Below are 22,794 nucleotides of genomic sequence, written 5' to 3'. Positions count from 1 at the left end.
CGGGAAGACCCGGGCCGCGATGGTGATCCGCGATCATCTAGTCTGTTGCAACGCATCATCCAAGCGCCCCAGCGCCTCATCGCGTCCGAGGGCCGCCAGGGTCTTGGCGATGTCGGGCGAGACGCCGTCGCCGGTCAAGGCGGCTCGGACGGCCGGACCGATCTTGCCGAAGCCGACCGCTTCCTCTTCGGCGAAGGCCTTGAGCTCGGCCTCCAGCGCGAAGACGTCCCAGCTGGCGAACAATCGCAGCCGGTCCCGCAGGCGCGCGATGCGCTCGCCGGATTCCCCCACGAGCAAAGGCAAGGCCTTCTCGAAGATCGTCAGGGGCCTCTGGCGCAGGACGAAGCCGGTCTGATCCGCGAGTTCAAGCGCGGTCCGGGCCCGGTCCTTGACGAAAGGCATCGCGCGCAGAAGGCGCACCTCATCATGCTCGGCCAGGGCATGGCCGCGCGCCAGATGGATATCCAGCACCACCTTGGACAGGCGATCGTCGTCGGCCAGGCGGATCCAATGGGCATTGACGTGGGCCAGTTTGTCGAAGTCCAACCGGGCCGGGGCCTTGCCGACGCCGGCCAGGTCGAACCATTCGCGCGCCTGGTCGTCGCTGAACAGTTCGTCGTCGCCGTGGGCCCAGCCCAGGCGGGCAAGGTAGTTGCGCATGGCCTCGGGCAGATAGCCCATCTCGGCATATTCATGGACGGCCTGGGCCCCGTGGCGCTTCGACAGTTTCGCGCCGTCCGGCCCGTGGATCAGGGGGATGTGGGCGAAAGTCGGCCGGACCCAGTTCAGCGCGTCGTAGATGAGGGACTGACGCGCGGCGTTGTTCAGATGGTCGTCGCCGCGGATGACATGGGTGACGCCCATGTCGTGGTCGTCGACGACGACGGCCAGGTTGTAGGTCGGGGCCCCGTCGGAGCGGAGCAGGACCAGGTCATCCAGATCATCATTGCCCCAACTGACCTCGCCCTGCACCGCGTCGGCCACGCCCACACGGCCGGGAAGGGGGCGGCGAAAGCGCACGACGTGCGGTAGCGACAGGTCGTCGACGGTCGGTTCGCGGTCGCGCCAGGGGGACTCGAAGGTCCGGCGCTCGGCCTTGGCGGCGTCACGCAGCCGGCCCGTCTCCTCGGCCGAGGTGAAATCGCGATAGGCCGCGCCGCGCTCCAGCAACTGATCGACCACCTCGCGGTGGCGATCGGCGCGGGCGTGCTGGAACACCGGCTCCTCGTCGGCGAACAGTTCCAGCCAGCTGAGGCCGTCGAAGATCGCCTTGACGGCGTCGTCGGTCGAGCGCTCGCGATCGGTGTCCTCGACCCGGACCAGGAATTTGCCGCCGCGGCCCTTGGCGTAAAGCCAGTTGAAAAGCGCCGTTCTTGCACCGCCTATGTGCAGGGAACCGGTGGGCGAGGGGGCGAAGCGGGTGACGACGTGGGGGTCGGAAGAGGAGGTCATGAGGGGCGTGTCCGGACGGGCGGCCCTTATACCGCCGGATGCCGCAAAGCCCAGCCCGCGCGAAAGGGTCGTCACCTGGGTCGTCGACGAGGTGCGGGCGCAGGCGCTGCGCTGGCGGCTGCTGGCCCCGGTGGCGTTCGGCGGCGGGGCGGGGCTCTATTTCGCTCTGAAGAGCGAGCCGCCGCTGTGGCCCCTGATGCTGACGGCTGCCTTGATGCTGGCGCTCTGGCTGGGTGCGAAGCGGCGGGGGCTGGGACGGCGGTTCAGTCTGCCGCTGATGCTGCTGGCTTGCATGGCGTGCGGCCTGGCGGGGGCCAAGCTGCGCAGCGACCGGGTGGCCGCTCCGATCGCCCCGGTCCTCACCGCGCCGACCGTGATCGAGGGCTGGGTGGTCGATGTCGACAGCCCGGGCGACCGGGGGCATAGGGTCGTCGTGGCCCCGGTCCGGATCCGGGGGCTGGCCCCGGAGGCGACGCCGATCCGGGTGCGCGCGACCGTGCAGGGCGCGCCACCGGCGCCAGGGACCGCGATCCGCCTGTTCGCCATCCTCAATCCGCCGCCGCCGCCGGCCAGCCCGGGTGCCTATGATTTCGGCCGGGGGGCCTGGTTCGAGCGGATGGGGGGAACGGCCGTCGCCCTTGGGGAGACGCGCCCGGCCGTCCTGCCCCTGCCGCCGTGGCAGTTGCGGATGGCGATGCGGGTCAACGCCGCCCGATTCGGCCTGGCCCAGCGGATCGTCGACCGGCTGGGGGCGCGGACGGGCGGGATCGCGGCGGCCATGACGACGGGGCACGAGACCTGGATCCAGCGCGAGGACCTGGACGCCATGCGCGATTCCGGACTGGCGCACATCCTGTCGATCTCGGGCCTGCACATGGCGATCGTCGGCGGGTTCGCCTTCTTCCTGGTCCGGTTCGGGGTCGCCGCCTGGCCTTTTCTGGCGCTGCGGGTGTCCGGCAAGAAGGTGGCGGCGGTCGCGGGTCTGATCGCGGTGTGGAGTTATCTGGTGCTGTCGGGGTCGCCGGCCCCGGCCGAGCGGGCGGCGGTCACGGCGTCGATCGCCTTTGCCGGCATCCTGCTGGATCGGCCGGCCATCAGCATGCACGGGCTGGCGGTGGCGGCCATGGTGGTGCTGATGCTGCAACCGGAGGCCGTCGTGACGCCGGGCTTTCAGATGTCGTTCGCGGCCACGGCCGCCCTGGTCGCCCTGGCCGAGGCCTGGCCGCCCCGGACGCGCGAACTGTCTGTGCCCTGGCCCATCGCCATGGCGCAGTCGGCGCGGCACTGGCTGGTCGTGGCGGTGACGGCCAGTGCCGTGGCCGGGGCCGCGACCGGGCCGTTCGCGATACAGCATTTCAACCGGACCGCCGTGTTCGGCCTGATCGCCAACCTGGCCACCGCCCCGATCGCCGACTTCGTCCTGATGCCGGCCCTGGCGCTGGGCGTCCTGCTGGGGCCGGAGGGGCTGGGCGCGCCCTTCCTGTGGGTGGCGGGGCAGGGCGTGGAGGCCATGCTGGCGGTGGGGCACTGGACCGCCGGCCTGCCCGGCGCGGTGCGGACCATCGCCAGCGCGCCGGACGATGTGCTGCCGATCTCCTTCCTGGGCGTGCTGTTCGTGGCCCTGTGGGAGGGGCGGCTGCGTTGGCTTGGGTTGCCGTTCGTGTGCGCCGTGCTGCTGTGGCCGCGCGCGCCGACGCCGACGGTCTGGATCGGCGATGGCGGGACGAATGCGGCCTATAGCGAGGACAAACGAGCGGTCATCGTGCGGCCCGGCGTGCGGACCTTCGCCACCGACCTGTGGTCACGGCGGCGCGGTCTGACGGCGACGAATCGCGGCGAGGACGGCTGGGTCTGCGAGCGTTATGCCTGCGCGCCGGGGACCGGGACGGATGCGCCCATCGCCCTGTGGTGGGGCCAGACCGCGCCGGGCCTAGAGGCGCTGGCGGACCTGTGCGCCTCGGCTCCCCTGGTCAGCGTGCGGGCGACGGTGACGGTCCTGCCGGAGGAGTGCGCCGACACCCTAGTGCTGGACGGCGTTGATTATGCGCGGGGCGGGGCGGTTGAGCTGTGGCAGACGCCGCAAGGCTGGCGGGCGGTCTGGTCGGCGGAGGCGAGGGGCGACCGGCCGTGGAGCCGCGTTGGCGATCCGGACGCAGCTGACGTGCCATAGACACGCCTTTTGGAGCGCGGGAATTTCAGCCTCCACTCATCCCGGCGAAAGCCAGGATCCAGTGCTGGCGCGGGGCACGGCCTGGACCGCCTTCGCAACCAACCTCCGACGTGGAGCGCCCAAAGGACTGGGTCCCGGCTTTCGCCGGGATAGGCGGGGAGGAAAAGCGGGCTCTTTGCTCCTCCGCCGGGATCAGCGGAGCCGGGCGTGCCGTCAGTGATACTGGCGGATCAGGCCGACCAGCTTGCCCTGGACCTCGACCTGGTCGGGGCCGAAGATGCGGGTCTCATAGGCGCGGTTGGCGGGCTCCAGGGCGATGGAGTTGCCCTTGCGGCGCAGCCGTTTGAGGGTGGCTTCCTCGCCCTCGACCAAGGCAACGACGATCTCGCCGGAGGAGGCGGTGTCGACGCGTTTGATGACCACCAGGTCGCCGTTGAGGATGCCGGCCTCGATCATCGAATCACCCTCGATCTCGAGCATGTAGTGCTCGCCCGCGCCCAGCATGGCCTCGGGCACCGAATAGCGGCCGTGGTCCTGCTGGATGGCCGCGATGGGCACGCCGGCGGCGATCTTGCCGACCAGCACCAGTTCGCGAGTGTCGTTGGCGGGCTCGACCGGGCGGGGTCGTCCGCCGCCCTCGATGACGTCGGGGCGGAAGGGGGCACGGCCCCGGACCGGTCCAGTCGTGGCCTGTTCCGGGAGTTTGACGACCTCGAGCGCCCGAGCGCGGTGGGCGAGACGGCGGATGAAGCCGCGTTCCTCCAGCGCCGTGATCAGCCGATGGATACCCGACTTGGACGCCAGGTCCAGCGCCTCCTTCATCTCGTCGAACGAGGGGGAGACGCCGGTCTCCTTGATCCGTTCATGGATGAACATCAGGAGTTCGTGCTGTTTTTTGGTCAGCATGGTGGGGATCGCCCTCAGAACAAGTCGTGAACCGTTGTCGATGTTCTGTAAGTGTTCTTGCCTAATGTCAACTTAACGGTGGCCGGCGGTTTTTCACGTGCATTGCGGCCCCGCTTGGCCTCTCATCCACGGGTCGCGAGCGTCCCCGTGCCGGGAGACCGCGCCCTTATGGAGCGCACCGTGCGCATCGCCATCCTCACCTTCGACGGCTTCAACGAGCTGGATTCCTTCATCGCCGCCGGCATCCTGAACCGGATGCGCGCCAAGGGCTGGGAGACGCGCATCGCCGCTCCGACGCTGGAGGTGACCTCGATGAACGGGGTCACGATCCAGCGGCAGGAGCCGCTCGAATATGCGGCCGAGGCGGACGCGGTCCTGATCGGCAGCGGCATTCGTACGCGCGAGGTCGCAGCCGACCCGGCGATGCTGGCGCGAATCACGCTCGATCCAGCGCGCCAGCTGATCGGGGCCCAATGTTCGGGCACGCTGCTGTTGGCGAAATTGGGGCTGATCGGCCGGCTGCCGGCCTGCACCGACTTGACCACCAAGCCCTGGGTGATCGAGGCCGGGGTCGAGGTGCTCGACGCGCCGTTCGTAGCGCATGGCAATGTCGCCACCGCGGGGGGGTGCCTGGCGTCGCAATATCTGGCGGCCTGGACCATCGCGCGGCTGGCCTCGCTGCAGGACGCCGAAGAGGCGATCCACTATGTCGCCCCGGTGGGAGAGAAGGCGGCCTATGTCGACCGGGCGCTGGGCGTCATCGCGCCGTTCATGGAGCAGTCGCTGGCCGCCTGATCTCAGGCCAGCAGAGTGCGCGTCGCTTCTTCCACATCGCTCTGACGCATGAGAGATTCTCCAACAAGGATCGCGCGTGCACCCGCCGCCGCGACCTCGGCCACGTCGGCGGCCGTGAAGATGCCGCTCTCGGCGACCAGCAGGGCACCGGAGGGAGCCATGGCGGCGTAGCGGGCGGTGGCCCCCAGATCGACTTCGAAGGTGCGCAGCGACCGGTTGTTGATGCCGATCAGGTCGCCGCCCAAGGCCACGGCGCGGGCCATCTCGGCCTCGTCGTGAGTCTCGATCAGGGCGTCCATGCCGAATCGACGCGCCTCGGCCAGCAGGTCGGCGGCGAGGGCGTCGTCGACCATCGACAGGATGATCAGGATGGCGTCGGCGCACAGGGCGCGGCTTTCGGCCACCTGCCAGGGATCGACCAGGAAGTCCTTTCGCAGACAGGGCAGGGCGGTCGCGGCGCGCGCGGCGCCCAGATAGGCGTCGTGGCCCTGGAAGCTGGGCTCGTCGGTCAGGACGGACAGGCAGGTCGCGCCGCCCACCTCATAGGCGCGGGCCAGGGCCGGTGGATCGAAGTCGGCGCGGATCAGGCCCTTGGACGGGCTGGCCTTCTTGATCTCGGCGATCAGGGCCGGACGGCCGTCGTGCGAGCGGCGGCGCAGGGCCGCCAGGAAGCCGCGCGGCATGCCGGCGACCAAAGCCAGAGATTCGACCTCGGCCAAGGGGCGGGCGGCCTTGCGCTCGGCGACCTCGACCCGCTTGTAGGCGGCGATCTGTTCCAGGATGTCGGTCATGTGGCCTCGACCGGTTCGGGGGCCGAGGTGACGGCGGCCAGGGTCGTCAGAGCGGTGCGGGCGGACCCGTCATCGATGGCGCGGGCGGCCAGGGCCACGCCCTCTTTCAGGTCGGCGGCGTGGTCGGCGACGATCAGGGCGGCGGCGGCGTTCAGCAGGACGACGTCGCGATAGGGTCCGGCGGCCCCGTCCAGCAGGGCGGTCAGGGCGGCGGCATTGGTCTCGGCGTCGCCGCCGCGCAGGGCCGCGAGGTCGGCGCGGGGCAGGCCGGCGTCCTCGGGGGTGACGGTGAAGCGGTGGACGGCACCGTCCTTCCATTCCGCGACCGCGGTCGGGCCGGTCGTGGTCAGTTCGTCCAGGCCTTCGCCGTGGACCGTCCAGGCCCGGGCGGCCCCCAGATTGCCCAGCACCTGGGCGAGCGGCTCGAGCAGCCGCGGATCATAGACGCCCATGACCTGACGCCGCGCCAGGGCCGGGTTGGACAGCGGCCCGAGCAGGTTGAACACGGTACGGAAGCCGATCTCGGCGCGGATCGGCCCGACGTGGCGCATGGCCCCGTGATAGTGGGGGGCGAACAGGAAACAGATCCCTGCTTCGTCCAGCGCCCGCTTCTGGCGCTCCGGCCCTGCGGTCAGGTCGACGCCGAGGACGGACAGCACGTCGGACGAGCCGGAGCGAGAGCTGAGCGCGCGGTTGCCGTGTTTGGCGACCTTCAGGCCCGCCCCGGCCAGGACCAGGGCGGCGGCGGTGGAGATATTCCAGGTGTGCTGGCCGTCGCCCCCTGTGCCGCAGGTGTCGATGACCTCATACGGCTGATCGAAGGGGGTGGCGGCGGCGCGCATGGCGCGGGCGAAGGCGGTGATCTCGTCGACCGTCTCGCCCCGGATGCGCAGGGCGGTGACGGCGGCGGCGACCTGGGCGGGGGTCGGCTCGCCCCGCAAGCAGGCGGCGAAGAAGTCGCCGGCCTCGGTTTCGCTCAGCGTCTGGCCGTCGACCAGCCGGGCGAGCAGCGGCTTGAACCCTTCGGACATGGCCTCAGACCATGGCCAGGCGTTTGACGCCCGCCAGATCGAGGAAATTGGCCAGCAGGGCATGGCCGTGTTCGGTGGCGATCGACTCGGGGTGAAACTGGACCCCGTGTATCGGCCGGGCGTGGTGCTGGACGCCCATGATCTCGCCGTCCTCGGTCCAGGCCGTGACGTCCAGACTGTTGGGCAGGGTGGCGCGGGCCACGGCGAGGCTGTGATAGCGGGTGGCTGTGAAGGGGGTCGGCAGGCCGGCGAACAGGCCCCGGTCGTCGTGGGTGATGGGCGAGGTCTTGCCGTGCATCAGCGCCTTGGCCCGCACCACGTCCCCGCCGAAGGCCTGGCCGATGGCCTGATGACCCAGGCAGACGCCCAGGATCGGCATGTCGTCGGGGGCCGTGGTGATCAGGGGCAGGCAGATGCCGGCCTGGTCCGGGGCGCAGGGGCCGGGCGACAGCAGCACCGCCTCGGGCTTCAGGGCCCAGGCCTCCTCGACGGTCAGGTCGTCGTTGCGAATGACGTGCGTCTGCGCGCCCAGCTCCGCGAGGTAGTGGACGAGGTTGTAGGTAAAGCTGTCGTAGTTATCGACGACGAGGATCATCCGCCGCTTCTAGAGACTGGTTCGGCCCGCGCCAAGCGACGCGTGCGCACACGGATCTTTAACCGCTGCGGTCGGAAACGAGTCCCGAAACGGAGCACTCGTCCATGACCCCGCAAGCGCAGATCGAAGAGGCGCGACGGCTGCTCGTCGAGGATGTCCGCCGGTCGAACCCGATGGCCACCCTGGGTGCGGCGGCGCTGGCGGCGACGTCGGCGGTGCTGCTGGCGGGGGTGATGATCCTGGGGCCCGGGGTGGCGATCGACGACCGGCCCCCAGCGGTCAGTCAGCCGGTCTAGATCCCGCCCGGGTCGTTGACCGGGGCCCCAAGTTCGAAACGCCAGGCGTCCTCGGCGGCGCGCATCGGGGCGCGGGCCTTGGCCTCGGTCTCGGCATATTCGGCGGCCGGTTCGCTGTCGGCCACCACGCCGGCCCCGGCCTGGACGAAGACCTGACCGTCGGCGAACAGGGCGGTGCGCAGGACGATGCAGATGTCGGCCTCTCCGCCCGCCGAGATATAGCCGACGCCGCCGCCATAGCCGACGCCGCGCTTGACCGTCTCCAGCTCGTCGATGATCTCCATGGCCCGGACCTTGGGCGCGCCGGAAAGCGTGCCGGCGGGCAGGGCGGCCAGAAGGGTGTCGACAGCGTCGAGTTCGGGGTGGGCGCGACCCTCGACATTCGAGACGATGTGCATGACCTGGCTGTAGCGTTCGACCACGAAGCTCTCGGTCACGCGCACGCTGCCCGGCGCCGCCACGCGGCCGACGTCGTTGCGGCCCAGGTCCAGCAGCATCAGGTGCTCGGCGCGCTCCTTGGGATCGGCCAGAAGCTCGGCCTCAAGCGCGCGGTCGGCCTCCGGCGTCGCGCCGCGCGGGCGGGTGCCCGCCAGGGGGCGGATGGTGACGCCGCCGTCCTTCAGCCGCACCAGGATCTCGGGGCTGGATCCTGCCAGCTGGAAGTCGTCGAAATTGAGGAAATACAGGTAGGGTGACGGGTTCTGGCGGCGCAGCGACCGATAGAAGGCGAACGGGTCGCCCGCCCAGGGCGCGCTGAAGCGGTGGCTGAGCACGACCTGGAAGATGTCGCCGGCGGCGATGTAGTCCTTGGCGGCGGCCACCAAAGCGGCATAGGCCGCGCCGTCGACCGGCGAGGCGAAGGGCACGGCTCCCGAGGGCTCGGCCGGAAGACGGCCCAGCAGAGGGCGGCGCAGGCGGGCCTCGAAATCGTCCAGCCGCACCTCGGCGGCGTCTACGGCGGCCTCGGCCTCCGCTCCGGGCCAGATCGGGGCCATGACGACGATCTCGTGCTGCACCGAATCGAAGACGGCGATGACCGAGGGGCGGGTCAGGACGGCGTCGGGCAGATCCAGCGGATCAGGGTTGGGCGCGCCCAAGGGCTCCAGCAGCCGGACCATGTCGTAGCCGAACACCCCGAACAGACCGGCCGCCATGGGGGGCAGGCCATCCGGAAGGTCGAAGCGGGTCTCGGCGATCAGGGCGCGCAGGCTGTCCAGCGCGCCGCCCGGCTGGTCGACATAGGCCTTGGCGGCGATGTCCGCGCCCCGCGCCAGGGCCGGCACGCCGTCGCGGCAGCGCCAGACGACGTCGGGATCGAGGGCGATGATCGAATAGCGGCCGTTTAGGGCACCGCCCTCGACCGACTCGAGCAGGAAGGCGTGAGCCCGGCCCCAGCCGACCTTCAGATAGGCCGATACCGGGGTCTCCAGGTCGTCGATGATCCGCCGCACCGCGATCTGCGGTGTGCCGGCCTTCAGTCCCTTGACCAGGGCGTCCCGGTCGGTGGCCTGGCTCATTGGGCCGGTGCGGGCGCGGTCGTCGCTGGGGTGCCCGGGGCGGTCACGCCGAGGGCTTCCAGGGCGGCGGCCGGATCGTTCTCGGCCTTGGAGCGTCGGGCGGCGGCCGTCACCAGCTGTTCGACGCCGGCGTTGACGATGTCGGAAGCCAGGCGGCTGCGAACCCCGTCGGCCAGGGGGGCGGACGTGGCCGCCACAGCGGGCCGGACAGCGTCGACCCGGCCGACGACGAAGGTGGTCTCGCTCCCGGGGCCGGTGAAGATCTGGCCCCGGCTCTGACCGAACAGGCCCTGCAGGACCCCCTGGCTCAGGCCGGCCTCGGCGTTCTGCTGCAGACCGGTGCGGGTCTCGAGACGGGCCCCGGACGCGGCGGCGACGGCGGCGATGTCCTGGCCGTCCCGGACCCGCTTGGCCAGTTCCTCGGCCTTGGTCGACAGTCGGCGCGCGTTCTCGCGCAGGGTCCACTGCTGGGCCAGGGGGGCCCGGACCTCGGCCAGGGTCGGCAGGGCGGCGGGACGGACATCGTCCAGGCGCAGGACGAAATACTGGCCCTGGCCGGCGTCGATCAGGTCGCTTTCGCCCCCCTTGGTCAGGGCGTAGGCGCTCTGGATGATCTGCGGCGGCGCGTTCATCGGCTGACCATCCGGCAGACGGCCGTCCTGGGTGAAGGGCGGTAGCTGGACGAAGCGGGCCCCGACCTGTTCGGCCGCGGCCTGCAGCGAGCGTCCGTCGGTCCGGGCCTTTTCATAGGCCTCGACGCGCCCATAGACGCGAGCCTTCATGTCTTCTTCCTGCAGTTCGGCGGTGACGGCCTCGCGGACACTGTCGAGCGTCGCCGGCGCGCCGGGCTGGACCGCCGTGACCTTGGCCACGGTGAAGCCGACACGGCCCTGGATCGGGGCCGAGACCTGGTTGGCGGCGAGGCCGAACACGGCGGTCGCGACGGCCGGGTCCGGCAGGGCGCTTTGCGGCTGAGCCTCGTAGACGGCGGGTTCGATCCGGTTGGCCTCGGCCACGGCCTGGGGAGTCTGTCCACCGCGCAGGGCGGCCGCGATCCGGTCCGCGGCGGCGCGGGTCGACACGGTCAGGGTGGCGAAGGTCCGGCGTTCCGGCGTGGACAGGGCGTCCTTGCGGAAGTTGAAGCGTTCGACGACGCGGGCATCGGGGACGGCGGGTGCCGTGAAGCCGGGGGCGTCGTTGAACAGCAGGACCGTGGCGATGCGGAACTCGGGCCGCCGCAGCTGGGCGGCGTTTTCGTTCAGAAAGGCGGTCAGCTGCGCGTCGGTCGGAGCCGGAGCGCTGCCGGCCATGGCCTGGGTCACGGTGAACCAGCGGCCATCGCGAACCTGGAAGGCCTGGGCGGCCAGGAGGGCGCCGTACACGCGCGGTGTGCGCAGGCCGGCCTGGATGGCGGTGCCGAAATGCTGGCTGACGGCCGTGTCGCGGAACTCGTCCTCCAGCTGAACCGGGGTGACGTTCTGGGCCGCCAGGGCCTGCTCGTATTGGGACTGGTCGAACTGACCGGTGACCTGGTTGAAGAAGGCGGGGATCTCGCGGATGCGCGTCAGGACCAGTTCCTCGCTGACCCGGATGCCGACCTTGTGAGCCCAATTCAGGAAGCCGAGGCGATTGGTCTGGCCTTCCAGATAGCGCAGGTGGACGTTTTCCTTGACCAGGTCCTCGTTGGTGATGGGGCGGCCAGCCTCCTGCTGCATGCCGGTGCGGACGCGTTCGAACTCGGCGCGGAATTGGGCCGCGTCGACGGAGCGATCGCCCGCTGAAATGACGTGTTTCGGACCCAGATTTCCCAGCACGTCCGTCTGGCTGCCGCCGACGATCAGGAAGCTGAGGATCAGCAGGACGAACAACCCCGCCGCCCATTTGGATTTGGCGAAGTTGCGGAACACGGAGATCATCGGAGCGAGCCTGCGGGTCGGACGGCGAGAAGCGCCAAGGGGGGCGTATAGGGGAGGGGACCCATCGGCTGCAAGCCGCCGGCTCCCGCAAGCGTTGGGCTTGGCACCGCGCCAGACGCTGCCTAGACAGGGTCGCATGAAACAATCCGTGAAGATGATCGTCGGCAATTGGAAGATGAACGGCCTGACGGCCGACCTCGGCGAGGCGCGCGCCCTGACCGAATCCCTGTCCGACGCGCCGGCGTCCTGTCGCGTCGCCCTGTGCCCGGCTGCGACCCTGGTCGCGCAGATGGCCTGGGCGCTGAAGGGGCAAGGGGTCGAGATCGGCGGACAGGACTGTCATGCCGAGCCCAAGGGAGCCTTCACCGGATCGATCTCCGCCGCCATGCTGGTCGACGCCGGTGCCCGGCTCGTCATTCTGGGCCATTCGGAACGCCGTCAGGGTCTGGGCGAGACCGATTCCCTGGTGGCCGCCAAGTTCGAGACCGCCGTGGCCGCCGGGCTGGAGCCGATCGTCTGTGTGGGCGAAACCCTGACCCAGCGCGAGACGGGTCAGGCCGTGCCCCTGGTCACCGCCCAGGTGCTGGGTTCGCTGCCGGACGCCGCCGCCAGCCACGCCTTCGCGGTGGCCTATGAGCCGGTCTGGGCCATCGGCACGGGCCTGACGCCGACCGTGGCGCAGATCGCCGAGGTGCACGAAGCGATTCGCTCGGCTCTGGTTCAGCGGCTGGGACCGGCCGGGACCCGCGTGCCAATCTTGTATGGCGGCTCGGTCACCCCGGCGAATGCCGGCGAAATCCTGCAGGTGGCGGAGGTCGGTGGGGCCCTGGTCGGGGGCGCCTCGCTGAAGGCCGCCAGTTTCCTGGCCATCGTCCGGGCGGCCGAGCCGGCGCGCGTTGCCGCTGACGCTCAAGGATGATAGACGCCGCCGCTTGATCGGCGGACCGCCCCGCCACACATGTAAGCGACCATGCTCCAGACCATTCTCCTCGTCGTCATGATCCTGATCTCGCTGGCCCTGACCGGCGTGATCCTGCTGCAGCGCTCCGAGGGCGGGGCGCTCGGCATGGGCGGCGGGCCTTCGGGCTTCATGACCGCGCGCGGTGCGGGCAACCTGTTGACCACGACGACCTGGTGGCTGGGAGCCGGCTTCGTGATCTGCGCCATCAGCCTGACCATCGTCGGCAATATCGAACGATCGAACCGGTCGGTCGTGGATGCCGACGCGGTGGGGTCCATCGCTCTGGACGGCGCGCCCGCCACGACGACGGCCCCCGCGGCCGATCCGGCGGTGCCGGCCCAGCCCGCCGCGCCGTCGCTGGACGACCTGGAAGCCAGCCTGCCGACGGCGGGCGCGGCTCCCGCCCCGGCTCAAGCCCCGGCCAACTGAGGATGACGGCGGGGGTCCCTCCGCCGCTTCCACCCCGCCCTCGCTTCCCGCTCCCGCCATTGGCGCGGGCGGACGCGTGTTATCAACAGAGGGATCGTCGAACGATCCGAACAAGCGCCGAATCGGCGCTAAGGTGATGCCCCGTGGCTAGATATGTCTTCATCACGGGTGGCGTGGTTTCCTCGCTGGGCAAGGGGCTGGCGTCGGCGGCCCTGGGCGCGCTGCTGCAGGCGCGGGGCTACAAGGTCCGTCTGCGCAAGCTCGACCCCTATCTGAACGTCGACCCCGGCACGATGAGCCCCTATCAGCACGGCGAGGTCTTCGTGACCGACGACGGGGCCGAGACGGATCTGGACCTCGGCCACTACGAGCGGTTCACCGGCGTGTCGGCGGCCAAGTCCGACAACATCACCACCGGCCGGATCTATTCGACCATCATCGAGAAGGAACGCCGCGGCGACTATCTGGGCGCGACGGTTCAGGTGATTCCGCACGTCACCGACCAGATCAAGTCCTTCTGCCTGACGCCCGCCCTGACCGACGACGGCGAGGACGTCGATTTCGTTCTGGTCGAGATCGGCGGCACGGTCGGCGACATCGAGGGCCTGCCCTTCTTCGAGGCGATCCGTCAGCTGGGCCAGGATCTGGAACGCGGCCAGAGCTGCTTCGTCCACCTGACCCTGCTGCCCTTCATCAAGACGGCCGGCGAGATGAAGACCAAGCCGACGCAGCACTCAGTCAAGGAGCTGCGCTCCATCGGCATCCAGCCCGACATCCTGCTGTGCCGCTGCGAATTCCCGATCCCGCCCGAGGAGAAGCGCAAGATCGGCCTGTTCTGCAATGTGCGCGAGAGCGGCGTGATCCAGGCGATGGATTCGGCCGACATCTATGCCGTGCCGCTCGACTATCATGAGCAGGGGCTGGACGCCGAGGTCCTGGCCCATTTCGGGATCACCGACGCGCCGGCCCCCGACCTGTCGATGTGGCAGGAGATCGCCCGCCGCCGGCTGCAGCCGGACGGCGAGGTGACCGTGGCCGTGGTCGGAAAATACACGGTCCTGAAGGACGCCTACAAATCTCTGATCGAGGCCCTGCATCACGGCGGGGTGGCAAACAACGTCAAGGTCAACATCGACTGGGTCGAGGCCGACACCTTCGAGGGCGACCGCGAGCTGTGCGAACAGCGGCTGCAGGACGCCCACGCGGTGCTGGTGCCCGGCGGCTTCGGCGAGCGTGGCGCCGAGGGCAAGATCGAGGCGGCGCGCTTCGCCCGCGAGCGCAACATCCCCTATTTCGGCATCTGTTTCGGCATGCAGATGGCGGTGATCGAGGCGGCGCGGAACCAGGCGGGGCTGGCCAAGGCCTCCTCCACCGAGTTCGGCCCGACCGACGAGCCCGTCGTCGGGCTGATGACGGAATGGACCCAGGGCAACCAGCGGGTGCTTCGGACCCAGGGCGGCGACCTGGGCGGGACGATGCGGCTGGGGGCCTATGACTCGACCCTGTCGCCGGGGTCCCGGATCGCCGAGATCTACGGCACCACGGCGATCAGCGAGCGGCATCGTCACCGCTACGAGGTCAACATCAACTACCGCGACGCGATCGAGGCCAAGGGCCTGAGGTTCGCCGGCCTGTCGCCCGACGGCGTCCTGCCCGAGACGGTCGAGCGCATCGACCACCCCTGGTTCATCGGCGTCCAGTATCACCCCGAGCTGAAGAGCCGGCCGTTCAAGCCCCACCCCCTGTTCGCCAGCTTCATCGAGGCGGCGATGGTGCAGAGCCGGCTGGTCTGACGCCTTTCGGCGGCCGATCTAGGCGGCGACGTCGGCCGCCACGGCCTTCATCGAGACGGCCGTATTCGCCAGCTTGCCGACATCGACCCGTGTCCGCTTCTGGATCAGCTGCTTGCCGGCCATGAACTCGGGCGGGGCGTTGACGGCCTCGACACAGACGATGCGATCCCCGGCGAGATGGAACACGGCGAAGCGGCCTTCAGCGGGGTCGCCGCGAACCAGAGTGCGGTCGCCCTCCAGCGGCAGGCCCGCGATCTGCAGCTTCACGTCGTACTGGTCCGACCAGAACCAGGGCACTTCCGGCGCCGACTGGGCGCGCCCAACGATGGCATGGGCGGCCTGACGGGCCTGCTCCAGGGCATTGGGCACGCTCTCCAGCCGCAGGGTGCAACCGTGGACCGGGATCGGGCGCACGGTCACGTCGCCGATGGCGAAGATGGCCGGGTCCGAGGTGCGGGCCGATTCATCGACGATGATCCCGCCGGAGCCCGCGTCATCGCAGACCAGCCCTGCCGCGCGGGCCAGACCGTCGTTGGCCAGGGCACCGACGCCGACGAGGATCACATCGGCCGGGACGAGGGTCCCGTCCGCCAGCCGGACACCGTCGTCCTCGAAGGCCGCCACCTCGACATCCAGGCGGATATCGACGCCCTCGGCCCGATGGCGCGCGGTGAAATAGGTCGAGAGGGGCTCGGAGGCGACCCGTTTGAGCACCCGATCCAGCCGTTCCAGCAGGACCACCTCGGCCCCCAGGGCGCGGGCGGAGGCCGCCGCCTCCAGACCCACGTAGCCGCCGCCGACGATGACCAGCCTCCGGTCGGGCCCGAGCCGGGCCTTCAGCCGTTCGGCGTCGGCCATGGTGCGCAGTTCGATCAGATCGGGCCGGTCCGCGCCGGGGATCGGCAGTCGGCGGCCGGTCGATCCGGTGGCCAGGATCAGGGCGTCATAGGTCTCGACGGCACCGTCCGACAGGCTGACGGTGCGGCCGGCCGGATCCAGCGCGGTCGCCGTCACGCCGGTGCGCAGGTCGATGGCGTGGTCGGCATAGTATTCGAGGGGGCGCAGCAGCAGGCCCTCGAGGTCCGTCTCGCCCTTCAGCCAGGCCTTGGACAGGGGCGGGCGCTGATAGGGGGGCACCGGTTCGTCGCCGATCAGGACGATTTCGCCCTCGAAGCCCGAGACCCGCAGCAGGGCGGCGGCAGACCCGCCGGCATGACCCGCGCCGATGATCACCACCTTCATGACGCGCCCCTATTCCGCATCGGGCTGGCGGTCCGGATGGGTCTCGGCGAAGGCGGACAGGTCCAGGCACGCCGCCTCGATCGCGTTCAGCCGGGGCCAACGCAGGTCCACGCCGAAGCGCCGGGCATTGGCCATCTGGGGCACCAGGAAGACATCGGCCAGCGAGGGCCGATCACCAAAGGCGAAGGGGCCAGTGCGATCGGTGGCGAGCGCCTCCAGGGCGTCGAAGCCGCGGGCGATGACCTCGGCCGCCCAGGTCTGGGTGTCTTCGGCCGTCTGGCCGCGCGCCTGCAGGGCCTTCAGCACCCGCAGGTTCTGCACCGGGTGGATGTCGCAGGCGATGGCCTGGGCGAAGGCCCGGACCCGGGCGCGGGAGACGGGATCGCCGGGCAGCAGCGGCGGCTCGAGACGGACCTCGTCCAGATATTCGCAGATGGCCAGGCTCTGGGTCAGGACGGTGCCGTCGTCGAGGACCAGGCTGGGCAGCAGGCCCTGCGGATTGAGCGCCAGATAGCCGGGCGACAGCTGCTCGCCCTTGCGCAAGTGCTGATAGCGATGTTCGACCGTCAGGCCCTTCAGATGCAGCGCGATACGGACCCGCCAGGCGGCGGAAGAGCGGAAATAGCCGTGCAGGATCATGCCGTGTCTCAGAGCGCGGGCGGGCCGACGGTGACGGTTAGGGCCCCGAGCCCGTCGATCGTGGCGACGATGACGTCGCCCTCGACCACCGGGCCGACCCCGGCCGGGGTGCCGGTGTAGATCAGATCGCCCGGCTGCAGCCGGTAGAAGGTGGACAGATGGGCGATGACCTCGGGCACCGACCAGATCATGTCTGACAGTTCGCCGGTCTGGCGGGGCGCGCCGTTGACGGTCAGGGCGATGGTGCCCGTTGATGGATCGAGGTCGGCCTTCGGATGGATCGGACCCAGAGGTTTGGACTGTTCGACGTTCTTGGCCGCGTCCCACGGCCGGCCGGCGTCTTTGGCCTCGGCCTGGACATCGCGGCGGGTCATGTCGAGGCCGACGGCATAGCCGTAGATCATCGCCGGTGCCTGTTCGGCCGTTACATTGCGCCCCGAAGCGCCGATGGCGACGACCAGCTCGGCCTCGTAGTGATAGTCGGCGGTGGCCTGGGGATAGGCGATGACGCGGCCGTCCGGCACCACGGCCTCGGCCCAGGCGGTGAAGAAGAAGGGTGGCTCGCGATCCGGGTCATTGCCCATCTCGCGGGCATGGGCGGCATAGTTGCGGCCGATGCAAAACAGACGACGGACGGGAAAGTGGTCGCCGGTCGTTGTCGCAGCCAGGACGGGCGGGGCCGGTTCGAAGGTCAGGGTCATTCGCGTTTCTCCCATCAGCACCGCGCCCGATCCTGCACACGGCCGGTGCTGTATAGACGCTTGATGCCGGACGGTGCCACATCCATCCTGGGGCTGTGCAGCGATGAGCGGGAGACGATGCTGGGGCCCAGGCGGAATGATTTGACAGCGACGCCTCCCGCGCGCTCGGCCCAGTCCGGTGCGTGGCTGTGACGGCCGACCTGGGGGAGGTCATCGTGGAGTCGGTGCGCAACGGCCTGTATCTGAAGGTCACGGCCGTGCATGTGGCGACCGGAACCGAGGCGACGGCGGTTGGGCCGGCGGCCGAACCCAAGGCCGTGGAACGGCTGGCCGTGGCCAAGCTTCGGCGTCTGATCGCCACGTCCTGACACAAGATGTTGTGGCTAACGCCGGCTGGGACTAGAAGTGCGCCTCCCGTTCCGCCAGCCCCGGATGCCGCCCGTGACCGCCCATTTCATCCATGACGCCTATTTTTCGCGCGGTCTGGCCCAGACCGACCCGGACGTGTTCGCCGCCATCACCGGAGAGCTGCACCGTCAGCAGGAACAGATCGAGCTGATCGCCTCGGAAAACATCGTCTCGAAGGCGGTGCTGGAGGCGCAGGGGTCGGTGCTGACCAACAAATACGCCGAGGGCTATCCGGGGCGTCGTTACTACGGCGGCTGCGAGTATGTCGACGTGACCGAGGACCTGGCGCGCGAGCGGGCCAAGGAACTTTTCGGCGCGGCCTTCGCCAACGTCCAGCCGCACTCGGGGGCCCAGGCCAACCAGGCGGTCTTCCTGGCCCTGCTGCAGCCCGGCGACACCTTCCTCGGCATGGATCTGGCGGCCGGCGGACACCTGACGCACGGCAGCCCGGCCAACCAGTCCGGCAAGTGGTTCCGGCCGGTGACCTATCAGGTGACCGAGGACACGCACCTGATCGACTACGACCACGTGGCCGAGATGGCGCTGAAGGAGAAGCCCAAGCTGATCGTGGCCGGGGCCAGCGCCTATAGCCGCCACATCGACTTCGCCCGCTTCCGCGAGATCGCCGACAGCGTCGGGGCCTATCTGATGGTCGACATGGCCCACTATGCGGGTCTCGTGGCGGGCGGCGTCTATCCGAACCCGGTGCCCCACGCCCACGTCGTGACGACGACGACGCACAAGACGCTCCGCGGGCCGCGCGGCGGGCTGATCCTGTCCAACGACGCCGAACTGGGCAAGAAGTTCAACTCCGCCGTCTTCCCCGGTCTGCAGGGCGGACCGCTGGAGCATGTGATCGCCGCCAAGGCCGTGGCCTTCGGCGAGGCGCTGAAGCCCGAGTTCAAGGCCTATGCCAAACAGGTGGTGCTGAACGCCCAAGCCCTGGCGGCCGTGCTGGTCGAGCGGGGTCTGGCCATCGTCTCCGGCGGTACCGACAGCCATCTGATGCTGGTGGACCTGCGACCCAAGGGCGTGACCGGCAAGGCGACCGAGCTTCAGCTCGAGCACGCCCTGATGACCTGCAACAAGAACGGCGTGCCGTTCGACACCGCCCCCTTCACCATCACCTCGGGCGTGCGTCTGGGGACCCCGGCGGGCACCACGCGGGGCTTCGGCGTCGCCGAGTTCCAGTCGGTCGGCCACTGGATCGCCGATGTGGTGACCTCGATGAACGGCGGCGACGAGGCCGATCCGGCCGTCATCGCCGAGGTCGCCGGCAAGGTGCGCGAACTGACCGGCCGCTTCCCGATCTACGGCTAGGCCTTCGCATGAAATGCCCGTTCTGCGGCAATATGGACAGTCAGGTGAAGGACAGCCGCCCGTCGGACGACGGCGCGGCCATCCGGCGTCGCCGGTCCTGTCCGAACTGCAACGGGCGTTTCACGACCTTCGAGCGGGTGCAGCTGCGCGAGCTGGTCATCCTGAAGCGCAACGGGCGGCGCACGCCGTTCGACCGCGACAAGCTGGAACGCTCGCTGGCCATCGCCCTGCGCAAACGGCCGATCCAGCCCGAGCAGGTCGAGCAGATGGTGAGCCGGATCGTTCGCCAGCTGGAGAGTCTGGGCGAGACCGAGATCCCCTCCAGCGTCGTCGGAGACTTCATCATGAAGGCGCTGAAGGGCGTCGATGAGGTCGCCTATGTCCGCTACGCCTCGGTCTACAAGGATTTCCGGGCGACCGGCGACTTCGCCCGCTTCCTGGGCGACGAGGGTCTGGACGACGATCAGGGACCGTCCGGCCGCTGATGAGACCCCGGATCACCTGGAAGGTCGCCACGTCGCTGGACGGGCGCATCGGCACATCGACGGGCGAGAGCCAGTGGATCACAGGCCCGCAGGCGCGCGAGCAGGGCCACCGCCTGCGGGCGGCCCATGACGCGGTGCTGGTGGGGGTCGAGACAGTTCTGGCCGACGATCCCCGGCTGACGGTGCGCCTGCCCGACGGGGAGTCCGGGCGCGACCCGCTGCGCGTGGTGCTGGACAGCCGGCTGCGCACGCCGGCCTTCGCGCGCCTGGCCACGGCCGGCACCTTGATCCTGACCACGCGCGAGCCCGTTCCGGTCGGCGAGGCGGAGGTGGTGCGGGTCACCGGAGATGCCAGTGGGCGTCCGGCGGTCGCGGCCGTGCTGGCGACCCTGGCCGAACGCCGCATCGACTCGCTGATGATCGAGGGGGGTGGCCGGGTGGCGGCCGGTTTCGTTACGGCAGGGGTGGTCGACGCGATCGAATGGTTCCGCGCGCCCATCCTGCTGGGTGGAGACGGCCGCCCGGGCGTCGCGGCCCTGGCCCTGGCGCGGCTGGCGCATGCGCCGCGGTATCGACGCCTTGCGGCGGAGCCCCTGGGTGACGACCTGTGGGAACGCTACGAAAGACTCTGATCCATGTTCACAGGCATCATCACCGATATCGGCCGGGTTCGCGCGGTCGCCCAGACCGTGCGCGACCGGCGCTATGAGGTCGAAACGGCCTGGGATGTCTCCGGCATCGACCTGGGGGCCTCCATCAGCCACGCGGGCTGCTGCCTGACTGTGGTCGAAAAAGGCGACCACTGGTTCGCGGTCGAGGTCTCGGGCGAGACGCTGGACAAGACGACCCTGGGGACCTGGGCCGCGGGCACGCCGATCAATCTGGAGCGGGCGACCAGGGTCGGCGACGAACTGGGCGGCCATATCGTCTCGGGTCACGTCGACGGCCTGGGGCGGGTGATCGAGATCACGCCGGAGGGCGGGTCGCATCGCCTGATCATCGAGGCCCCCGCGCCGCTGCATCGCTTCATCGCGGCCAAGGGCTCGATCACGGTCGACGGCGTGTCCCTCACGGTGAACAGCGTCGAGGGGCAGACCTTCGGCCTGAACATCATCCCCCACACCTGGGACGCCACGACCCTGGGGCGGCTGTCGGTCGGCGATCCGGTCAATCTGGAGATCGACATGCTGGCGCGATACCTCGCGCGGTGGCAGGAGACGGCATGATGCACCTGGCCGCCAGTACGACCGACAGTCCCATAAGCCCCATCGAGGACATCCTGGAGGATGCCCGCAACGGCCGGCCCTATATCCTGGTCGACGCCGAGGACCGAGAGAATGAGGGCGACGTCATCATCCCGGCCCAGTTCGCCACGCCCGACCAGATCAACTTCATGGCCCGTCACGCGCGGGGCCTGATCTGCCTGGCCATCACGTCCGAGCGCGCGCGCCAGCTGCGCCTGCCGCCGATGGCCGCCGAGAACCGCGAAAGCATGGCCACGGCCTTCACCGTCTCGATCGAGGCGGCCGAGGGGGTGACCACGGGCATCAGCGCCGCCGACCGGGCCCGTACCGTCCAGGTGGCGTCCGACCCGACCAAGACCGCCGACGACATCGTCTCGCCGGGCCATGTCTTCCCGCTGGTGGCGCGCGACGGCGGGGTCCTGGTCCGCACCGGCCACACCGAGGCGGCCGTGGACATCAGCCGCATGGCCGGCCTGACCCCGGCGGGCGTGATCTGCGAGATCATGAACGACGACGGGACCATGGCGCGACTTCCGGACCTGATCGGCTTCGCCCAGCTGCACGGGCTGAAGATCGGCACCATCGCCGACCTGATCGCCTATCGCCGCCGCACCGAGCGCTTCGTCGAGCGGGTCATGGACCAGCCGTTCGAGAGCGTGCACGGCGGACCGTTCCGGCTGATGCTGTACCGGAACACCATCGAGGGTGCCGAGCACGTCGCCCTGGTCCACGGCCGGATCGAGCCGGACAAGCCGACCCTGGTGCGGATGCACCAGGTCGATTTCGCCGCCGACCTGCTGGGTCACGTCGAGGACCGCCAGAGCTATATCCCTCGGGCGCTCCAGGCGATCACGGCCCACGACGGCCCGGGCGTGGTGGTCTTCCTGCGCGACCCTGCCCTGCAGGGGCTGGCGGAACGCCTGGCCGGCGCCGACAAGCCCGCGGCGGTCGACCGCTCGCTGCGCAACTATGGGGTGGGGGCCCAGATACTGCTGGATCTCGGTGTGCGCGACATGATCGCCATGAGCTCCACGCGACCGGAACCGGCGGCGATCGAGGGCTATGGCCTGCGCATCGTCGGCTGGCGTGACATGGACGGAGAAGACCAATCCTGAGCGATCCCCCCCGCGTCCTCGTCGTCGAGGCGCGCTTTTATGACGACCTGGCCGACGCTCTGCTGGACGGGGCGAAGGATGCCTTGCAGGCGCAAGGCGTGGACTTCGACGTGGTCACCGTGCCCGGCGCGCTGGAAATCCCGCCGACCATCGCCCTGGCCGAGGAGGCCGGGCGTTATCCGACCGCGCCGCGCTACGACGGCTATGTGGCGCTGGGCTGCGTGATCCGGGGCGAAACCTATCATTTCGAGATCGTCTCGGACCAGTCGGCGGCTGGGATCATGGCCTTGGGGATCAAGGGCCTGATCATCGGCAATGGCATTCTGACGGTCGAGGACGAGGACCAGGCCTGGGCCCGGGCGCGGCGGTCCGAGGGCGACAAGGGCGGCGGGGCGGTGCGCGCCTGTCTGGATCTGATTGCCTTGAAGAAGCGATTGCGCCTAGGGCTCGGGTCATGACCGAACCCAACAGCATCCAGGCCGTCCTGGCCCAACTGGCCGAGAAAGAACGCGCCGAGGCCGAGCCGCAGCTGACCAGCCGCCAGCGTCGCGCGCGGACGGTCGCCCGTTTGGCGGCCGTCCAAGCCCTGTATCAGATGGAACTGGCGGGGGAGGGGGTCGAGACCGTCATCACCGAGTTCTCGAACCATCGCTTCGACGGCGACATCGAGGGCGAACCGCTGGCCGAGGCGGACGAAGCCTATTTCGCCGACGTGGTGCGCGGCGTGATCGAGAGCCAGCGTGACATCGACGCTGCGGTCAAGGCGCGTCTGGCCTCCAACTGGCGGATGGAACGGCTGGACGCGACCCTGCGGGCCCTGCTGCGCTGCGGGGCCTGGGAGCTGGCGCACAAGACCGATGTCCCCAAGGAAATCGTGATCGACGAATATGTCGAGCTGGCCAAGGCCTTCTTCGACGAGGCGGAAGCCAAGTTCGTCAACGCCGCCCTGGACGGGGTCGCGCGCGACGTGCGGCCTGCGGCCTGAGCC

24 protein-coding genes are annotated in these 22,794 nt (G+C 69.8%); 14 read left to right on the top strand and 10 right to left on the bottom strand.

The annotated features are described in order from the left end of the window. Positions 1 to 33: 33 nt before the first annotated feature. Entirely contained in the window at positions 34 to 1,452 is a 1,419-nt protein-coding gene (gene gltX, locus BZG35_RS10455) for a glutamate--tRNA ligase (protein WP_077355595.1), read from the bottom strand. Here gltX and BZG35_RS10450 point away from each other — a divergent pair. Beyond that, positions 1,451 to 3,622: a ComEC/Rec2 family competence protein gene (locus BZG35_RS10450; protein WP_171981932.1), complete on the top strand. Its 2,172-nt coding sequence runs from the start codon at positions 1,451 to 1,453 to the stop codon at positions 3,620 to 3,622. The two genes, gltX and BZG35_RS10450, sit on opposite strands and share 2 nt — an antisense overlap. Positions 3,623 to 3,835: 213 nt before the next feature. Here the strand turns inward: BZG35_RS10450 and lexA are convergent, their stop codons facing one another. Further along, positions 3,836 to 4,528 carry a transcriptional repressor LexA gene (lexA, locus tag BZG35_RS10445; protein WP_077355594.1) on the bottom strand — a complete coding sequence of 231 codons (693 nt, stop codon included), beginning with the start codon at positions 4,526 to 4,528 and terminating at the stop codon, positions 3,836 to 3,838. A 180-nt stretch (positions 4,529 to 4,708) separates the two neighbouring features. Between lexA and BZG35_RS10440 the strand changes: the two genes are divergently transcribed. After that, positions 4,709 to 5,323 (top strand): DJ-1/PfpI family protein, encoded by a 615-nt coding sequence (locus BZG35_RS10440; RefSeq protein ID WP_077358033.1) that lies wholly within the window; start codon positions 4,709 to 4,711, stop codon positions 5,321 to 5,323. A 2-nt stretch (positions 5,324 to 5,325) separates the two neighbouring features. Here BZG35_RS10440 and trpC read toward each other — a convergent pair whose 3' ends face one another. Genes trpC through BZG35_RS10425 form a run of 3 tightly spaced genes read right to left on the bottom strand, consistent with a single transcriptional unit; the run spans position 5,326 to position 7,740 of the window. Beyond that, complete coding sequence (gene trpC / locus BZG35_RS10435) at positions 5,326 to 6,114, bottom strand: indole-3-glycerol phosphate synthase TrpC (RefSeq protein WP_077355593.1); 789 nt, start codon at positions 6,112 to 6,114, stop codon at positions 5,326 to 5,328. Next, positions 6,111 to 7,145, bottom strand: a complete 1,035-nt coding sequence (trpD, locus tag BZG35_RS10430; RefSeq protein ID WP_077355592.1) for an anthranilate phosphoribosyltransferase — start codon at positions 7,143 to 7,145, stop codon at positions 6,111 to 6,113. The genes trpC and trpD overlap by 4 nt, the downstream gene beginning before the upstream one ends. A gap of 4 nt (positions 7,146 to 7,149) precedes the next feature. Further along, positions 7,150 to 7,740 (bottom strand): aminodeoxychorismate/anthranilate synthase component II, encoded by a 591-nt coding sequence (locus BZG35_RS10425; RefSeq protein ID WP_077355591.1) that lies wholly within the window; start codon positions 7,738 to 7,740, stop codon positions 7,150 to 7,152. Between the two features lie 104 nt (positions 7,741 to 7,844). Here BZG35_RS10425 and BZG35_RS10420 point away from each other — a divergent pair, with 104 nt between their 5' ends. After that, complete coding sequence (locus tag BZG35_RS10420) at positions 7,845 to 8,036, top strand: peptidoglycan-binding protein (RefSeq protein ID WP_077355590.1); 192 nt, start codon at positions 7,845 to 7,847, stop codon at positions 8,034 to 8,036. Here BZG35_RS10420 and trpE read toward each other — a convergent pair. Both trpE and BZG35_RS10410 read right to left on the bottom strand, forming a co-directional pair. Further along, positions 8,033 to 9,553 (bottom strand): anthranilate synthase component I, encoded by a 1,521-nt coding sequence (gene trpE, locus BZG35_RS10415; RefSeq protein ID WP_077355589.1) that lies wholly within the window; start codon positions 9,551 to 9,553, stop codon positions 8,033 to 8,035. The genes BZG35_RS10420 and trpE overlap by 4 nt on opposite strands. Further along, complete coding sequence (locus BZG35_RS10410) at positions 9,550 to 11,469, bottom strand: peptidylprolyl isomerase (protein WP_077355588.1); 1,920 nt, start codon at positions 11,467 to 11,469, stop codon at positions 9,550 to 9,552. The genes trpE and BZG35_RS10410 overlap by 4 nt, the downstream gene beginning before the upstream one ends. Before the next feature lie 136 nt (positions 11,470 to 11,605). Here BZG35_RS10410 and tpiA point away from each other — a divergent pair, with 136 nt between their 5' ends. The 3 genes from tpiA (at position 11,606) to BZG35_RS10395 (ending at position 14,652) form a co-directional block, all read left to right on the top strand. Beyond that, entirely contained in the window at positions 11,606 to 12,388 is a 783-nt protein-coding gene (gene tpiA, locus BZG35_RS10405) for a triose-phosphate isomerase (RefSeq protein ID WP_077355587.1), read from the top strand. A 51-nt stretch (positions 12,389 to 12,439) separates the two neighbouring features. Then, positions 12,440 to 12,859, top strand: coding sequence for a preprotein translocase subunit SecG (secG, locus tag BZG35_RS10400; RefSeq protein ID WP_077355586.1), 420 nt, complete (start codon positions 12,440 to 12,442; stop codon positions 12,857 to 12,859). Positions 12,860 to 13,002: 143 nt separating this feature from the next. Next, positions 13,003 to 14,652, top strand: coding sequence for a CTP synthase (locus tag BZG35_RS10395; RefSeq protein WP_077355585.1), 1,650 nt, complete (start codon positions 13,003 to 13,005; stop codon positions 14,650 to 14,652). 18 nt (positions 14,653 to 14,670) lie between these two features. Here the strand turns inward: BZG35_RS10395 and BZG35_RS10390 are convergent, their stop codons facing one another. From BZG35_RS10390 to BZG35_RS10380, 3 genes are read right to left on the bottom strand one after another with little or no spacing between them, the layout of a single operon-like run. After that, positions 14,671 to 15,894: an NAD(P)/FAD-dependent oxidoreductase gene (locus BZG35_RS10390; protein WP_077355584.1), complete on the bottom strand. Its 1,224-nt coding sequence runs from the start codon at positions 15,892 to 15,894 to the stop codon at positions 14,671 to 14,673. 9 nt (positions 15,895 to 15,903) lie between these two features. Then, positions 15,904 to 16,533 carry a maleylacetoacetate isomerase gene (gene maiA / locus BZG35_RS10385; protein WP_077355583.1) on the bottom strand — a complete coding sequence of 210 codons (630 nt, stop codon included), beginning with the start codon at positions 16,531 to 16,533 and terminating at the stop codon, positions 15,904 to 15,906. A gap of 8 nt (positions 16,534 to 16,541) precedes the next feature. Further along, positions 16,542 to 17,234 carry a fumarylacetoacetate hydrolase family protein gene (locus BZG35_RS10380; protein WP_077355582.1) on the bottom strand — a complete coding sequence of 231 codons (693 nt, stop codon included), beginning with the start codon at positions 17,232 to 17,234 and terminating at the stop codon, positions 16,542 to 16,544. Between the two features lie 182 nt (positions 17,235 to 17,416). On the opposite strand from BZG35_RS10380, the gene BZG35_RS10375 reads away from it, so the two are divergent. The 8 genes from BZG35_RS10375 to nusB all read left to right on the top strand — a co-directional run bounded on the left by BZG35_RS10375 (position 17,417) and on the right by nusB (position 22,791). Continuing rightward, positions 17,417 to 17,602 (top strand): hypothetical protein, encoded by a 186-nt coding sequence (locus BZG35_RS10375; RefSeq protein WP_253189146.1) that lies wholly within the window; start codon positions 17,417 to 17,419, stop codon positions 17,600 to 17,602. 64 nt (positions 17,603 to 17,666) lie between these two features. After that, positions 17,667 to 18,962, top strand: a complete 1,296-nt coding sequence (gene glyA, locus BZG35_RS10370) for a serine hydroxymethyltransferase (protein WP_150126131.1) — start codon at positions 17,667 to 17,669, stop codon at positions 18,960 to 18,962. Positions 18,963 to 18,970: 8 nt separating this feature from the next. Beyond that, positions 18,971 to 19,447, top strand: coding sequence for a transcriptional regulator NrdR (gene nrdR, locus BZG35_RS10365; protein ID WP_077355581.1), 477 nt, complete (start codon positions 18,971 to 18,973; stop codon positions 19,445 to 19,447). After that, positions 19,447 to 20,079, top strand: coding sequence for a RibD family protein (locus BZG35_RS10360; RefSeq protein WP_077355580.1), 633 nt, complete (start codon positions 19,447 to 19,449; stop codon positions 20,077 to 20,079). Before nrdR ends, BZG35_RS10360 begins: the two co-directional genes overlap by 1 nt. Positions 20,080 to 20,082: 3 nt before the next feature. After that, positions 20,083 to 20,673 (top strand): riboflavin synthase, encoded by a 591-nt coding sequence (locus BZG35_RS10355; protein WP_077355579.1) that lies wholly within the window; start codon positions 20,083 to 20,085, stop codon positions 20,671 to 20,673. Further along, positions 20,670 to 21,806, top strand: coding sequence for a 3,4-dihydroxy-2-butanone-4-phosphate synthase (ribB, locus tag BZG35_RS10350; RefSeq protein ID WP_077355578.1), 1,137 nt, complete (start codon positions 20,670 to 20,672; stop codon positions 21,804 to 21,806). Before BZG35_RS10355 ends, ribB begins: the two co-directional genes overlap by 4 nt. Further along, on the top strand, positions 21,803 to 22,264 hold the full coding sequence (gene ribH, locus BZG35_RS10345) for a 6,7-dimethyl-8-ribityllumazine synthase (protein WP_077355577.1): 462 nt from the start codon (positions 21,803 to 21,805) through the stop codon (positions 22,262 to 22,264). The genes ribB and ribH overlap by 4 nt, the downstream gene beginning before the upstream one ends. Next, positions 22,261 to 22,791, top strand: coding sequence for a transcription antitermination factor NusB (gene nusB / locus BZG35_RS10340; protein ID WP_077355576.1), 531 nt, complete (start codon positions 22,261 to 22,263; stop codon positions 22,789 to 22,791). The genes ribH and nusB overlap by 4 nt, the downstream gene beginning before the upstream one ends. Positions 22,792 to 22,794: the final 3 nt, after the last annotated feature.

This window comes from Brevundimonas sp. LM2 (assembly GCF_002002865.1).
In the GTDB taxonomy this organism is placed as follows: Bacteria; Pseudomonadota; Alphaproteobacteria; order Caulobacterales; family Caulobacteraceae; genus Brevundimonas.
Note: the sequence above shows the minus strand (reverse complement) of the source record. Positions and strands in the feature narration are given on the sequence as shown.